This is a genomic window from Bradyrhizobium sp. U531 (assembly GCF_051710265.1).
Classification (GTDB): Bacteria; Pseudomonadota; Alphaproteobacteria; order Rhizobiales; family Xanthobacteraceae; genus Bradyrhizobium.
On sequence record NZ_JASVEN010000003.1, the window covers coordinates 432,220 to 447,266 of the forward strand.

Here is a 15,047-nt window from a genome sequence, read left to right on the forward strand (position 1 = left end):
AGTGCCCCCGTTTGAGCTGGATCAACTGCCGCGGCGATGTCGGGTCTAGGTTTAATCGCACCTCTTTTTAGAAGTTCCAGGCGATGAACAAGACCGTCAACCCGAACGAACTCAAGCCCGCGGACGACGTCGGGCCGCTCTACGCGGCGCGCAAGAAGGTCTATCCCCAGAGCGTCTCCGGCACCTTCCGCCGGATCAAATGGGGCCTGATGGCGATCTGCCTCGGGGTCTATTATTTCCTGCCGTTCGTGCGCTGGAACCGCGGACTCGGCGCCCCCAGCCAGGCGGTGCTGATCGACCTGCCCAACAGCCGCTTCTATTTCTTCTTCATCGAGCTGTGGCCGCAGGAGGTCTACTACTTCACCGGCCTCTTGATCGTGGCCGCGGTGGCGCTGTTCCTGATGAACTCGGTCGGCGGCCGCATCTGGTGCGGCTATCTCTGTCCGCAAACCGTCTGGACCGATCTGTTCTATGCCGTCGAGCGCCTGATCGAGGGTGACCGGCGCGAGCGGATGAAGAAGGACAAATCGTCCGATCCCATGAAGCTCGAGCGGATCTCCGAGATCGTGCTCAAGCACTCGATCTGGCTCATGATCGCCTGGTGGACCGGCGGCGCCTGGGTGCTCTACTTCAACGACGCGCCGACCCTGGTGAAGGAGCTCGTCACCTTCCAGGGACCGATGATCGCCTATATCTGGATCGGCATCCTCACGGCCTCGACCTACATCCTCGCCTGCTACATGCGCGAGCAGGTCTGCACCTATATGTGCCCGTGGCCGCGCATCCAGGCCGCGCTCACCGACGAATGGGCGCTCAACGTCACCTATCGCTATGACCGCGGCGAGAAGCGTACCTCGGTCAAGAAGGCCGCCGAGCTGCGCGCGCTCGGACAGCAGGTCGGCGACTGCGTCGATTGCTACCAGTGCGTCGCGGTCTGCCCGACCGGCATCGACATTCGCGATGGGTCGCAGATGGAATGCATCCAGTGCGGCCTCTGCATCGACGCCTGCGACACCGTGATGACCAAGATCGGCCGGCCGAAGCGGCTGATCGGCTACGACAACGACGTCAACATCGCCCGCCGCCAGGAAGGCAAGCCGCCGATCTACCGGATCGTCCGGGCCCGCACCGTCGTCTACAGTGCGATCATCGCGGCGATCGGCGGCTTCATGGTCTACATGCTCGCGACCCGCAGCCTGCTCGACGTCAACGTGCTGCATGATCGCAATCCGGTCGCGGTCAAGCTCAGCGACGGCTCGATCCGCAACGCCTACACCGTGCGGCTGCTGAACAAGAGCGGTTACGATCGTGCCATAGCCATCGACGTAGAGGGGCCGGCTAATCCCACGATGCACGTCGTCGGCGCCGACTCGGTGACGCCGGACCGTCCGATCATCGTGATCCCGCGCGACTCCACCAGCGAGCTGCGGCTGCTGGTCACTGCGCCGGCCGAGAACAATCCGGAGAAGTCCATACCGGTCCGCTTCCACGTCATGGACATCGGCCTCGGCGTCGCCGCGAGCGCCACCGACAATTTCGTCGCGCCGTAAGTTCAGGAGAGCGTCATGTCATCCAAGCCGCTGACCGGAACCAAGGTTTTCATGATGCTGGTCGCTTTCTTCGGCCTCGTGATCGGCGTCAACGTCACCATGATGAAGCTCGCGATCGCGACGCTGCCCGGCACCGACGTCGACAGCCCCTATGCGGCCGGCCTGACCTACGAGCGCGAGATCTCTGCGGCGCACGACCAGGCCGCGCGCAAATGGAAGGTCAACGCCCATATCGAGCGCCGCAACGACGGCGGCGCCGTCGTCCAGGTCGAAGCGCGCGATGCCGGCGGCCAGCCGATCTCCGGGCTCAAGTTCGGCGGGCGCCTGGAGCGGCCGACCGACAAGCGCGCCGATCTCGCCGTCGAGCTCACCGAAGCCGGCATCGGCCTCTATCGCGGCGATGCCACCTCCGTCGCGCCGGGCCAGTGGGACCTGGTGATCGAAGGCGAGGCGCGGGGCACGCGCGTGTTCATGTCGCGCAATCGCGTGATCCTGAACTGAAGGATTTTGTCATGCAGGTCACCCGCGATTTCTCCCACTATGTTCGCGACGCGGGCGAAGGGGTCCAGCATATCGACCTCGCGGTCGAAGGCGTTCACTGCGCCGGCTGCATGGCCAAGATCGAACGTGGTCTCTCCGCCATCCCCGACGTCACGCTGGCGCGCGTCAACCTCACCGACCGCCGCGTCGCGCTGGAATGGAAGGCGGGGACGCTCGACCCCGGCCGCTTCATCGACCGGCTCGAGGAGCTCGGCTACAAGGCCTATCCGTTCGAGACCGAAAGCGCGGAAGTGGCGGAGGTCGCCGAATCGCGCTTCCTGCTGCGCTGCCTCGGCGTCGCCGCCTTCGCCACCATGAACGTGATGATGCTGTCGATCCCGGTGTGGTCGGGCAACGTCTCGGACATGCTGCCCGAGCAGCGTGACTTCTTCCACTGGCTGTCGGCGCTGATCGCGCTGCCGGCGGCGGCTTATGCCGGCCAGCCGTTCTTCCGCTCGGCCTGGCGCGCGCTGTCGGCGAAGACGACCAACATGGACGTGCCGATCTCGATCGGCGTGATTCTCGCGCTCGGCATGTCCGTGGTCGAGACCCTTCACCACGCCGAGCATGCCTATTTCGACGCGGCGATCATGCTGCTGACCTTCCTCCTGGTCGGCCGCTTCCTCGACCAGAACATGAGGCGGCGGACCCGCGCGGTCGCGGGCAATCTCGCGGCGCTGAAGGCGGAGACGGCCGCCAAGTTCGTCGGCACCGACGAAATCTCGCAGGTGCCGGTGGCCGCGATCAATCCCGGCGACATCGTGCTGCTCAGGCCCGGCGAGCGCTGCGCCGTCGACGGCACCGTGATCGAGGGCCGCTCCGAGATCGACCAGAGCCTGATCACCGGCGAGACGCTCTATGTCACGGCCGAGCAAGGCACGCCGGTCTATGCGGGATCGATGAACATCTCCGGCAGCTTGCGGGTGCGGGTTTCGGCCGCGTCCGAGGCGACGCTGCTCGCGGAGATCACGCGGCTGCTCGACAACGCGCTTGCCGCGCGCTCGCGCTATATGCGCCTCGCCGATCGCGCCTCGCGGCTGTATGCGCCGGTGGTGCATGCGACCGCGCTGCTGACTATCCTGGGCTGGGTCATCGCCGGCGCGGCCTGGCACGATGCGATCGTGACCGGCGTTGCCGTGCTGATCATCACCTGTCCCTGTGCGCTGGGCCTTGCCATCCCGACCGTGCAGACCATCGCCTCCGGCGCGATGTTCAAGTCCGGCGTGCTGCTCAATTCCGGCGACGCGATCGAGCGGCTGGCCGAGGCGGACCACGTCATCTTCGACAAGACCGGCACGCTGACGCTGCCCGATCTCGAAGTGATGAATGTCGCCGATATCCCTTCCGACATCTTCGAGCTCGCCGGCCGGCTTGGGCTGTCGAGCCATCATCCGGTCGCCGCCGCCGTGGCGCAGGCCGCCGGCGCCAAATCGCCAGTCGTCGGCGCGGTCGAGGAGGCCGGGCAGGGCGTCCGTGCGACCGTGGACGGCGTCGAGCTTCGCCTTGGCCGCCCCTCTTTCTGCGGAGCGGAGACGCTGATCGCCAGCGCCGCCTTCGATCCCGAAGCCTCCATCGTCGCGTTCAGCAAGGGCAGCGAGCGCTTCGTCCTTTCGGTCCGTCAGGGCCTGCGTCCGGATGCCCAGGCCGTGATCGCGGCGCTGAAGGCGCGCAACGTCGGCATCGAGATTCTTTCGGGCGACCGCGAGCCGGCCGTGAAGGCGGCGGCCCATGCGCTTGGAATTCCCGAATGGCGCGCCGGCGTCACGCCGGCCGACAAAATCGCGCGGATCGAGGAATTGAAGCAGCGCGGCGCCAAGGTGCTGATGGTCGGCGACGGCATGAACGACGCGCCGTCGCTTGCGGCGGCCCATGTCTCGATGTCGCCGATCTCGGCCGCGCATCTGAGCCAGGCCACCGCCGATCTCGTCTTCCTCGGCCGGCCATTGGCGCCGGTGATTGCCGCCATCGACGCCTCGCGCAAGGCGCTGCATTTGATGCGGCAGAACCTCTGGCTTGCCATCGGCTACAACGTCCTTGCCGTGCCGGTCGCAATCAGCGGCGTCGTGACGCCCTTGATCGCTGCGGCTGCCATGAGCGGATCCTCGATCCTTGTCATGCTGAATTCGCTGCGCGCCCGCAGCAGCTCGCGGGAGATCGTGTGATGGAGATTCTGGTCATCCTGGTCCCGCTGGCTCTGATGCTTGGAGGCGCAGGTCTCGTCGCCTTCCTTTGGTCGCTCAGGAGCGGCCAGTACGACGATCTCGACGGTGCCGCCTGGCGCGCCATCGCCGACGACGATCCGCCGCAGGAAGCGCCCGCCAAGCGCTAGCGCCGAAGCGCCAGAGTAAGCCACGCTGCGGCTGCAAGAGCCCCGCCGACGCCGATGACGCAAGCCTGCCAGCCGAAGCTGTCGAAAAGCCGGCCGAGCACGGCCGTGCCGATCAGCCCGCCGCCAAAATAACACGCAAGATACGTCCCGCTGGCGATGCCGCGGTTGTCGGTTGCTGCCTGCCCGACGAATCCCGTCGTGGCGGCCTGCGCGAAGAATGTGCCGACGCCGACCAGAACCATGCCGGCAACGACTTCGCTCAGATGCGGCATCAGCATCAAGGGCAGGCCGAGCCCGGCAATGGCGAGCGCGGCCCAGATCGTCGGCCGCGTTCCGAGCTTTGCTGCCACCCTGCCGGCCAGAGGCGTCGTCACGATCGACGGCAGGAAGACGAAATAGACGAGGCCGAGGTCCATCATGCCCAGTGACAGCGGCGGCCGGACCAGCACGAAATTGACGAAGGTGAAGGTGCCGATGAAGGCGAACAGGATGCAGAAGCCGATGCCGAAGGCCGCTCGCAAGGGCGGATTGCGCCAATGCGCGATCATGGCGGCAAGCGGCGAAGCTGACGGCATCATCGCATGCATCGGCTGTACGCGTTGAATCGTGAAATAGACCAGCACCGCACCGGCCAGGTTGAGCGCTGCGAACAGATAGAAATTCCAGGCGAGGCCGAGTCCGTCGGCAATGGCGGCCGAGATCAGCCGGCCGACGAGATTGCTCGCGACATTGCCGGTGATGTAGGCGGCAAAGGCGCCGCCGGCATCCATCGCGCTGCACTGCTCGCCGAGATAGGCGAGGGTGAGCGCGAAGGCGGACGCCATGCACAGGCCCTGCGCGACCCGCAAGGTAGTGAAGACGGCGAGATTCGGCGCCGAGGCGAGCAGGCTGGTCGGGAACGCCAGCAGCGCCAGGCTGAGCAGGATCCCGGCCCGCCGGTTGATGTGCGGGCTGAAGAAGCCGACGACGAGGCTGGCCGTGGCCATGCCGAAGGTGCTGGCGTTGACGGCAAAGCCCATCGCCGCCGGCGTCACGCCGTAGTGCCGCGTCAACGCGGGCAGGATCGCCTGCGTCGCGAAGAGGTCGACGACGGTCAGGAAAGCCGTCAGGCCGATCACGAGCGAGCGCAGCGCCAGGCCCGGCGAATGCGCCTCCATCGTCATCGCCGGCCCGAGCGGCGTGGAAAGATCGGTCATGGCGCTGCGTCTCCTCATGCTCACGTCGTTCCGGGCGCCTCGTCCTTCGAGGCGACCGCTTCGCGGTGTCTTCAGGATGAGGCTAAGCGACATCGGTGGCTGTTGAGGCTGCTACCGCGCACTTCGTCCTCATCCTGAGGGGCCCGCATGAAGCGGGCGCCTCGAAGGATGGCCGCAGCGAATTACATGTGGTGGTCGTTGGGATCCCTCCGGACGTCGCCGACATAGAGAACGACGGTGTCCTTGCCGAGGTTCTTCCACCAATGCGAGGTGCCGGAGACCTCGGGGCGGATGTCGCCGGCCTTGTGCACGATCGGGTCGATGCAATTGGATGCGTATTCGACGATCTCGCCCTGTTGCACGAAGATCAGCGCGGGACGGTCGTCATGGCTGTGCCAGGGCACGATGCCGCCGGGCTCGATGGTGAGCTTGCGGAAGCGCAGCTCGCGTCCTTCGATATGCGCCGGCTGCTTGCCGAGATCGATCGCTCCGAGCGTGACGTCGGTAACGCCGACGGGCTTGTAGTCGACCATCTGCTGGGCATTGGGCTTGGTCTTGCCGGCCGGACATTCGCCGGCAATGACGGGCTGCGCCGAGAGCGTGAGCGCGCCGGCGATGGCAAGGCCGGGCCAGATCAGGCGCGACAAGACATGGTTTCTGGAATGGCTTTTGGACATGGGGAGGTCTCCTGTGTTGGCCGCAACCCCGCTGGTCGCCGGCTATGACGTGAGATTCATCGAGATCGCGTCCCTGCTGAAATGCCGGGTTGCTCTCGATGCGATAGCGGCGTGCTATGTTGATGCGCGGCGGCTATCGATCCGATTGGGCAACGGCATTTCCGCTTTCGCTTCATTCGGCGTCCGATGACGGGGCGCCCGATTGGCGGGCGTTCACGTCAATCCGGAGGAGCCCCCCATGCCGAAATTGTCCAAGACCCTGCTCGCCGCCGCCGCGTTTGCGGTCATCGCCACCTCGGCCTTCTCGGAGGCCACCTGGGACTTCAAGGCCGGTATGGCCTATGTCTATGGCGGCCCTGGCAAGATGTCGGCGATGGCCATGGCCCCGGCCGAGAAGAACCACGAGGCGATGATGAAGAATGCCAAGAAGGTGCCCGACAACACCGTCTTCTTCATGAGCAACGGATCGCTGTACTCGACCTCGGGGCGGCTCGATCCGACCGGCAATTTCTACGTGAACTGAACGGGCCCTGGCATCGCGGCCGCCCTTGCGGGCGGCCGAACCGGGAAACTAATATTCGCCGAAAGCAACGCCGGAGCAGACGATGACATCTCTCTCGCCAGCCGATGCCGAACAGCTCAGGCTTGCCTTCCAGCGCTGTCGCGACATGGACGGCACGCTGAACGAGCAGCTTCGCGCCTATGCCGATGCCAGCCGCACGGTCTTCCCGGCCTATGGCGAGGCGGTCGATCGCCTGGTGGCGAGACTGGGCGGGAATGGCGGCGGCGAGTCCGCGCCGCGCCCGGGCGATGTGATGCCGCCGTTCATGCTGCCGGACGAGGGCGGGCGTCTGGTCACGCTGCCAGCGCTGCTGGAGCGCGGTCCGCTCGCCGTGATGTTCTTCCGCGGCCATTGGTGTCCGTATTGCCGGCTCAATGTCCGCGCCGTGGTCCAGGCGCTCGATCGCATCAAGGCGATGGGGGCGCAGGTCGTCGCGGTGATGCCGGAGACTCAGGAATACACCGCGCGGCTCAAGGCCGAATCCGGCGCGCCGTTTCCGATCCTGACCGATCTCGACAACGGCTATGCGCTGTCGCTCAATCTCGCGATCTGGCTCGGCGCCGAGATCCAGCGCCTGTTGTCCTACCAGGATATGGCGAAATTCCACGGCAATGACGGCTGGATGCTGCCGATCCCGGCCGTGTTCGTGGTCGGCCGCGACGGCATCGTGAAGGCGCGCTTCGTCGACCCCGATTTCCGAAAGCGCATGGAGATCGACGACCTGCTCGCGGCGCTGGAGAGCGCGAGCCGGGAGAACTGAGGTTCGACCTTCTTGCCCTCTCCCCTTGTGGGAGAGGGTGGCTCGCCGCGGAGCGGCGAGACGGGTGAGGGGTTCTCTCCGCGCGTAAGTCTCTTGCGTCGAGTACGCGGATCGAACCCCTCATCCGGCGCTTCGCGCCACCTTCTCCCACAAGGGGAGAAGGAAAAGCCTGCTATCCCGCGATCTCCCGCCAGTCCGCGCCGCGCAGCATGCGCATGACGGTGTTGGCGACGGTCGTGCGCTGCCGGCCGGCCACGCCGTAAAGGCTGACGGTGCGGCGGGCGTCGAGGCCGGCGACGGTGGCGCGCGTCAGCGTGTCCGGCAGGGGCGAGGTGTGCGGCACCATGGCGACGCCGATGTCGGCTTCGACCAGCTCGATCAGGTCGCGCTCGCTCGAAATCTCGTGGCCATGCTCGATGCCGTGCTCGTGCAGGCTCGCGGAGATGCGGCGTGCGTGCTCGCAGTAGGTTCGGCTCAACAATTGCTCGGCGCGCAGATCCTCCAGATCGATGCTGCTGCGGCCGGCCAGCCGATGTCCGTCGCCAACGACGAGCTCGAAACTTTCGGTGAACAGCGGCCAGACGTCGAGCCGGTCCCAGGCCTCGTCGATCTCGGCGGCGATGCCGAGCTCGGCCTCCCCCTTCTTGAGGAGATCGCCGACCTCGCGGGCCGTCCCGCGCAGGAAGCGCAGCTCGAGCCGGTTGAACTGCCGCCTGATCTCGTTGAGGTGGGGAATCAGCAATGCCAGATCGATCGAATGCGTGAGCGCGATCCGGAGCGCGCCGACCTCTCCGCTCTTGAACGAGGAGGCGAGCGAGCGCGCGCCGGCGGCGGCGTCATAGCACTGCTTCAGCAGCGGATGCATGCGCTGGCCGAGCTCGGTGAGTTGCGCCGCCGGGCGCTCGCGGCGAAACAGGTCGCCGCCCAGCTCGGCCTCGAGCTGCTTGATCGCGCGCGTCAGCGAAGGCTGCGTGACGTTGCACTCCTCCGCCGCGCGCGTGAAATTGAGCAGCTGCGCGACCGCGAGGAAATAGCGGACCTGGTGCATTTCCATGGATCGGCTCCCAGCAAGATTGCCCGGACCTTATCCGATCAGGTCAGGGAATGACATCCCGCCCGCAATAGCGCGCGCCTATGGATTCGGAAGCCAGCCGGTATTTCCGTTTGGCCAGCCGGTCCTGCAGGTTTTGCGAAGGTTGCAAGCCCGGACATCACCAACGGAGACCGCGTCATGAACATACCGCTGAAGTCGCAGACATCTCAGCCGGCCCGCGCGCTGGCCGGCAAGGTGGCGCTCGTCACGGGTTCGACCAGCGGCATCGGTCTCGGAATCGCACGTGCGCTGGCCGCGGCCGGCGCCGACGTGGTGCTGAACGGGCTCGGCGTCGCCGCCGAGATCGGCCGGACGCGAGAGCAGATCGCCGCCGAGTTCGGCGTCAAGGCGAGCTACTCGCCGGCCGACATGACGCGGCCAAAGTCGATCGCCGAGATGATCGCGGCGACCGTCGCCGAGTCCGGCCGGCTCGACATCCTCGTCAACAATGCCGGCATCCAGCATGTCGCGCCACTCGAGCAGTTTCCGGTCGAGAAATGGGACCAGATCCTCGCGATCAATCTGACCTCGGCCTTCCACACGACGCGGCTCGCACTGCCGGCGATGCGCCAGAACGGCTTTGGCCGGATCATCAACATCGCTTCGGCGCACGGTCTGGTCGGCTCGCCGTTCAAGGCGGCCTATGTCGCCGCCAAGCACGGCATCGTCGGCCTGACAAAAGTCACGGCGCTGGAGACTGCGGAGGAGGGCATCACGTGCAACGCGGTGTGTCCCGGCTATGTCTATACGCCTCTGGTCGAAGCGCAGATCGACGGACAGGCCAAGGCGCACGGAATCTCCCGCGAGCAGGTCGTTCGCGACGTGCTGCTGGCGCAGCAGCCGAACAAGCGCTTTGCCACGGTCGAGGAGCTCGGTGCGCTGACAGTGTTCCTGTCGACAGACGCGGCAGCTTCGATCACCGGCATCGCGCTTCCGGTCGACGGCGGCTGGACCGCGCATTGACATGGCTCGGCGCAAGAAGTCGAATATTCGATCGATGAAGGAGCGTGATATGAACGGCACTCACGACAATACTCTAGGCAAGGGTCACGACCTGCCGGGTCAGGTCGTTCTCGTGCTCCAGGGCGGCGGCGCGCTCGGCTCCTATCAGGCGGGCGTCTATCAAGCTCTGCACGAGGCCGGGATCGAGCCGGACTGGGTCATCGGCACCTCGATCGGTGCCATCAATGCGAGCCTGATTGCCGGCAACGCGCGCGAGCATCGACTGGAGCGCTTGAGGGAATTCTGGAAGCGGATGGAGCAGAAGCCGGTCTGGGACTGGCGAGCCGCCTTTCCCGGTTTCAACGAGAAGCTGGCCTATTGGTCGACCGTCACCCACGGCATTTCCGGTTTCTTCCGACCCAATCCGCTGGCGCATGCCGGCGATTCCTATCCGCTCGGTGCCGACAATGCGGGCTATTATTCGACCGTGCCGCTGGAGAAGACGCTGAGCGAGCTGGTCGATTTCGATCTCGCCAATCGTTGCGCGCCGCGCCTGACGGTCGGTGCTGCCCACGTCGGCACCAGCGAAATGCGCTATTTCGACAGCCGTGACGGCCAGCTGACGGTGAAGCATGTGATGGCGTCGGGCGCGCTACCGCCGGCGTTTCCGGCGATGCGCATCGACGGCGAGCTTTATTGGGACGGAGGCATCCTGTCGAACACGCCGACCGAGGCGGTGTTCGACGACAATCCACGACGGGACTCGCTGATCTTCTCCGTGCATTTGTGGAATCCCGTCGGATCCGAGCCGACCACGATGGCGGAGGTGCTGAATCGGCACAAGGACGTGCAGTATTCCAGCCGCATTTCGAGCCACATTGCACGCCAGCAGCAGGCCCATCGCTTGCGCCATGTCATCAACCAACTCGCTGCGCGGCTCCCAGCGGGCGAGCGCGCCGATCCCGCGGTCCGGGAGTTGATGAGCTACGGTTGTCCGACCCGCATGCATGTGGTGCGGCTGCTCGCGCCGCAGCTCGAGCATGAGACCCATACCAAGGACATCGACTTCAGCCCGTCGGGGATCACGCGGCGCTGGCATGCCGGTTATGCGCACACACGATCGGTCCTGGCGCGCAAGCCGTGGATCGGGGAATTCGATCCACTCGCCGGCGTGGTGCTGCACGAGCATACGGACGAGATGCCGATGGCAGCGGAATAGAGCTGCTCGCGCATCATCGAATTGCCACAGGCCTTGCGGATCGTCGGCGATCCCTCAACGAAAGGCCCTTGCAAGTGGTGTCCGCGAGCGATCTTGAGGCCGCCCTCGATCAGGTCCGTTCTAGCGCCGCGGGGCCGGTGGCCGGCGTGTTCGGGCCGTCTTCGATCACCTGGCGGATCGACCGGGAGGCCGTCATTTTCCTCGGCGCCGGCCGCGCGCTGTTGTTGCAATTGACCCATCCCTGGGTCGCGGCCGCGATCGCCGAGCATTCCAAAACCCTGTCCGATCCGATCGGCCGTTTCCATCGCACCTTCGACATCGTCTTTGCCATGGTGTTCGGCTCGCTCGACCGGGCCTTGCTGTCGTCGCGGCAATTGCACCGGCGCCATGGCATGATCGTCGGAGCGATGCCCGAGACCGTCGGGCCTTTCGCGGCGGGTTCGCGCTATTGTGCCAATGACATCCCGTCGCTGCGATGGGTTCATGCAACGCTGGTCGAGACCGCGCTGATGGCGCACGATCTGGTTCTGCCGCCGTTGTCCGAGGAGGAGCGCGAGCGCTACTGGGCCGAGAGCCGGACTTTTGGCGCGCTGTTCGGATTGACCGGCGATGACCTGCCGGCGGACTGGGCCGGCTTTGCGGATTACACCAGCGCCATGACGCAATCCGACACGCTGACCGTCAGTCCTGCTGCGCGTGAAATCGCCGCGCAGATCTTCGGCGGCGCGCGTCCGTGGCTCCGGCCGCCGCGCTGGTATCGGGCGCTGACGGCGCGGATGTTGCCGGAGCGCTTGCGCGCCGGTTTCGGTTTTGAGCTCGATGCACGTGACGAGAGGGCGGCCGACAATGCGCTGCGCTGGATCAGGCGTGTCTATCCGAAGCTGCCGGACCGGCTGCGCTATGTCGGCCCTTATCAGGAAGCGCAGGCGCGCTTGCGCGGTGAGGCACAGCCGGACTGGATGACACGGTGCCTCAACAGGGCGTGGATTGGCCGGTCGCAGATGGATGTGCGCGGGAAGGGGTGATGGCCCCAAACCCACCATCCGTGTCCCGGAAGCGCTGCAGCGTGCAACGCTGCTGCGCAGAGCCGGGACCCAGAGGCAAAGGCTCCGGTGTGACATGGGCCCCGGCTCAGCAGCGCACCACGTCGCGAGGGCGACGCGCTGCGCTGCGTCCGGGGCAAGAGAGCTTGGGGTGAGGCGCGGGCAGGCTCCCACATCGTCATTGCGAGCGCAGCGAAGCAATCCAGAATCTTTCCGCTGAGGGACTCTGGATTGCTTCGTCGCAAGGGCTCCTCGCAATGACGTGGCGAGAGCGGTGTGCATCGCAATGACGGAGAACGACGAAGCGTCCTCGGCCTCACACCGACGCCAGCTTCCGATACAGCGCGTTGTAGCTGCCGGCCGAGATGCTCCAGGAGAACGACCGGCCCATGGCGCTGCGGCGCATGGTGTCGAGCTGGTCTTGCGCCCTGAAGGCGGAGAAGGCCCGGCGGACGCCGCCGAGGAAGGAATCGCGCGAGGGTTTCGAGAACAGGAATCCGGTCTCGCCGTCGGTGATGGTTTCGGCAAGGCCGCCGGTCTGGTGGCCGATCGGCAGCGAGCCGAAGCGCTGGGCGTACATCTGGCTCAGGCCGCAGGGCTCGAAGCGCGAGGGCATCAGGGTGAAGTCGCTGCCCGCGAAGATGCGGCGCGCCTGCGCGTCGTTGAAGCCGATCACGACGCCGATGGCGTCGGGGCGACGGCGGTGGGCGTCGATCAAGGCCTGCTCGAGCGCCGGCTCGCCGGAGCCGGTGACGACGATCTGCCCGCCGGCATCGACGATCTCGTCGGCCGCGGACAGAACGAGATCGATGCCCTTCTGGTGCACGAGGCGCGCGACGATGCCGAACATCGGGCCGCGCGAGACCGCGAGGCCGAACTGCTTGCGGACGTAATCCGCATTGGCTCGCTTGCCGACCCAGTCGCCGGCGCCGAATTGCTGGGCGAGCTGGGCGCAGGAGCGCGGGTCCCAGCTCTCGTCGATGCCGTTGAGGATGCCGGTGAGCTCGGCGGCATCGGAGCGCAGCTGGAGCAGGCCCTCCAGACCGCAACCGAATTCGGGCGTCGTGATCTCGCGCGCATAGGTGCCGCTGACCGTGGTGAGGTGCGAGGCGTAGACGAGGCCGGCCTTGAGGAAGGAGAGCTGGTCGTAGAACTCGATGCCGTCGATATGAAAGGAGCTTTCCGGTGCGCCGATCCGCCGCAGCGCGTCCTTCGGGAAGAGGCCCTGATAGGCGAGGTTGTGAATGGTCAGGATCGACGGCAGCTTGGCGCCGCGCCAGGCGAGATAGGCCGGCACGAGCGAGGCCTGCCAGTCATTGGCATGGATCAGGTCTGCTGCCCAATTCTTGTCCAGCTTGCCCATGGCCAGCTCAGCGGCGGCCGAGGCGAAGCGCGCGAAGCGGATGTCGTTGTCGGGCCAGTCGCGCCCGGACTCGTCGCCATAGGGGTTGCCGGGCCGGTCGTAGAGTTGCGAGCACAACAGCACGTAGACCGGCATTCCGTCCTTGGTTGCGGCCCGGCCGAGCGAGCAGGCGGGCATTTCCGCGAAGGCCGGGCAGCGGCCAACGATCTGAATATGCGTGAGTTGTTCGATGATGTCGCGATAGCCCGGCAGCATGATGCGGATATCGGCGAAGGGGCGAAGGGCGCGCGGCAGGGCCGCGGACACGGCGCCGAGTCCGCCAACGCGGACGAAGTCGTCCATCTCGGTAGTGACGAACAAGACCCTCAAGAACGACTGCCCTCTTCCGATCCCGTTTGCTGCTATGCAAGAACGGGTCCAGTTGCCCACGAATTCCTATAGCCCGCCCACGCGGTGCGCCTGTTCGGTAAACACTTTCCTACTCAGCCGCCGCCCTCTAGGGTCGCCGCACCAACAAGAGAGAACTTCCAGAGTTCCAAAGATCCGGGGACGCGGCACGTATGCAGCTAGCAGATAAGCATGAGGGGACGACGACAAAGGCCTTCGCCGGCCTCAGGGTCCTGGATTTTTCGACCACCATCGCCGGCCCTCACTGCGCGCGGATGCTTGCCGATATGGGTGCCGAGGTCATCAAGATCGAGACCGACGGTGGGGAGACGATGCGGACCCGGCCGCCGCTGCGCAACGGCTGCAGCACCGCCTTCGGCCAGCTCAATGTCGGCAAGAAGAGTCTGGTGCTCGACCTGAAATCCGAGGACGGCCGGGAGGCGATCCGCCGGCTGGCCGCGACCGCCGACATCCTGGTCGAGAACTTCCGCCCCGGCGTGATGCACCGGCTGCGGCTCGACTATTCCAGCCTGCGCAGCGTCAATCCCAGGCTGATCTATTGCTCGATCTCCGGTTACGGCCAGAGCGGCCCCTCGGCCGAACTGCCGGCCTATGCACCGGTGATCCATGCCGCCTCCGGCTACGACATGGCGCATCTGGCCTATCAGCCCGGCCGCAGCCGCCCCGACTATTGCGGCATCTATCACGCCGACGTCGTCACCGGCACTTACGGCTTCGGCGCGATCGCGTCCGCGCTTTATCAGCGCAGCGTGGCCGGGCTCGGCCAGCACATCGACGTCTCCATGCTGGAATCGATGCTGTCACTGACGCTGACCGAATTGCAGAGCGCGCAATTCGCCGTGAAGCCGCCGCCGCGCCCGATGTTCGGCCCGACCGAGACGGCCGATGGCTACGTCATGATCACGGTCGCCAGCGAGAAGACGTTTCAGGCACTGATGGGCGTGATCGGCCGTCCCGAATGGATCACCGATCCACGCTTTGCGACCTATGCCCCGCGCCGCGACAACTGGGCGGAGGTGATGGATGGCGTCGAGGCCTGGTCGCTGCAGCTCACGACACAGGCGTGTCTCGTAGCTCTGGGTGCAGCCGGCGTGCCGGCTTCGGCCTATCGCACGGTGTCGGAGGCGCTGGCCGATCCGCAGCTCGCGCATCGGCAGGCGCTCACGTCCGTGCAGGACGAGGGCGGCTCCTTCCAGGTGCTCAACCTGCCGTTCCGGATGTCGGGCGCCGACACCGCGCCTGCCAAAACGATGGCCGTGCTCGGCGAGCATAATGATGCGCTGCGCGACGAGATCGGCCTTGCTGATGACGCGCCAATTCCGACAGGCAAAACAGCCGCGACACGCTGAGCAACATTACGCCGCA

General features: G+C 66.0%; 14 protein-coding genes. 10 read left to right on the forward strand and 4 right to left on the reverse strand.

Annotated elements, in window-relative coordinates; genetic code table 11:
* Nucleotides 1-83 precede the first annotated feature (83 nt).
* Genes ccoG through ccoS form a run of 4 tightly spaced genes read left to right on the forward strand, consistent with a single transcriptional unit; the run spans nt 84 to nt 4,419 of the window.
* Nucleotides 84-1,550, forward strand: coding sequence for a cytochrome c oxidase accessory protein CcoG (gene ccoG / locus QRQ56_RS18295; protein WP_438741966.1), 1,467 nt, complete (start codon nt 84-86; stop codon nt 1,548-1,550).
* A gap of 15 nt (nt 1,551-1,565) precedes the next feature.
* Complete coding sequence (locus QRQ56_RS18300) at nt 1,566-2,051, forward strand: FixH family protein (protein WP_438741967.1); 486 nt, start codon at nt 1,566-1,568, stop codon at nt 2,049-2,051.
* Nucleotides 2,052-2,062: 11 nt separating this feature from the next.
* Nucleotides 2,063-4,252: a cation-translocating P-type ATPase gene (locus QRQ56_RS18305; protein WP_438741969.1), complete on the forward strand. Its 2,190-nt coding sequence runs from the start codon at nt 2,063-2,065 to the stop codon at nt 4,250-4,252.
* Entirely contained in the window at nt 4,252-4,419 is a 168-nt protein-coding gene (gene ccoS, locus QRQ56_RS18310) for a cbb3-type cytochrome oxidase assembly protein CcoS (RefSeq protein WP_438741971.1), read from the forward strand. Before QRQ56_RS18305 ends, ccoS begins: the two co-directional genes overlap by 1 nt.
* Here ccoS and QRQ56_RS18315 read toward each other — a convergent pair.
* Nucleotides 4,416-5,615: an MFS transporter gene (locus QRQ56_RS18315; protein ID WP_438741972.1), complete on the reverse strand. Its 1,200-nt coding sequence runs from the start codon at nt 5,613-5,615 to the stop codon at nt 4,416-4,418. The two genes, ccoS and QRQ56_RS18315, sit on opposite strands and share 4 nt — an antisense overlap.
* A gap of 182 nt (nt 5,616-5,797) precedes the next feature.
* Entirely contained in the window at nt 5,798-6,292 is a 495-nt protein-coding gene (locus QRQ56_RS18320; RefSeq protein ID WP_438741974.1) for a cupin domain-containing protein, read from the reverse strand.
* Nucleotides 6,293-6,530: 238 nt separating this feature from the next.
* On the opposite strand from QRQ56_RS18320, the gene QRQ56_RS18325 reads away from it, so the two are divergent.
* Nucleotides 6,531-6,815: a hypothetical protein gene (locus QRQ56_RS18325; RefSeq protein ID WP_438741975.1), complete on the forward strand. Its 285-nt coding sequence runs from the start codon at nt 6,531-6,533 to the stop codon at nt 6,813-6,815.
* Nucleotides 6,816-6,897: 82 nt separating this feature from the next.
* Nucleotides 6,898-7,614, forward strand: a complete 717-nt coding sequence (locus tag QRQ56_RS18330) for a peroxiredoxin-like family protein (RefSeq protein WP_438741977.1) — start codon at nt 6,898-6,900, stop codon at nt 7,612-7,614.
* Between the two features lie 172 nt (nt 7,615-7,786).
* On the opposite strand, the gene QRQ56_RS18335 is transcribed toward QRQ56_RS18330, so the two are convergent.
* A complete protein-coding gene (locus QRQ56_RS18335; RefSeq protein ID WP_438741979.1) occupies nt 7,787-8,668 on the reverse strand; it encodes a LysR family transcriptional regulator in 882 nt (293 codons plus the stop codon).
* 177 nt (nt 8,669-8,845) lie between these two features.
* Between QRQ56_RS18335 and QRQ56_RS18340 the strand changes: the two genes are divergently transcribed.
* The 3 genes from QRQ56_RS18340 (at nt 8,846) to QRQ56_RS18350 (ending at nt 11,893) form a co-directional block, all read left to right on the forward strand.
* The gene (locus QRQ56_RS18340) at nt 8,846-9,670 is read left to right on the forward strand and encodes a 3-hydroxybutyrate dehydrogenase (protein ID WP_438741981.1); all 825 of its coding nucleotides are present in this window, start codon (nt 8,846-8,848) and stop codon (nt 9,668-9,670) included.
* A gap of 49 nt (nt 9,671-9,719) precedes the next feature.
* Complete coding sequence (locus QRQ56_RS18345; RefSeq protein WP_438741983.1) at nt 9,720-10,868, forward strand: DUF3734 domain-containing protein; 1,149 nt, start codon at nt 9,720-9,722, stop codon at nt 10,866-10,868.
* A gap of 74 nt (nt 10,869-10,942) precedes the next feature.
* On the forward strand, nt 10,943-11,893 hold the full coding sequence (locus QRQ56_RS18350) for an oxygenase MpaB family protein (protein ID WP_438742351.1): 951 nt from the start codon (nt 10,943-10,945) through the stop codon (nt 11,891-11,893).
* Between the two features lie 334 nt (nt 11,894-12,227).
* Here the strand turns inward: QRQ56_RS18350 and glgA are convergent, their stop codons facing one another.
* Nucleotides 12,228-13,643 (reverse strand): glycogen synthase GlgA, encoded by a 1,416-nt coding sequence (gene glgA, locus QRQ56_RS18355; protein WP_438741984.1) that lies wholly within the window; start codon nt 13,641-13,643, stop codon nt 12,228-12,230.
* 191 nt (nt 13,644-13,834) lie between these two features.
* Here glgA and QRQ56_RS18360 point away from each other — a divergent pair, with 191 nt between their 5' ends.
* Nucleotides 13,835-15,031, forward strand: coding sequence for a CaiB/BaiF CoA transferase family protein (locus QRQ56_RS18360; RefSeq protein WP_438741985.1), 1,197 nt, complete (start codon nt 13,835-13,837; stop codon nt 15,029-15,031).
* Nucleotides 15,032-15,047 lie beyond the last annotated feature (16 nt).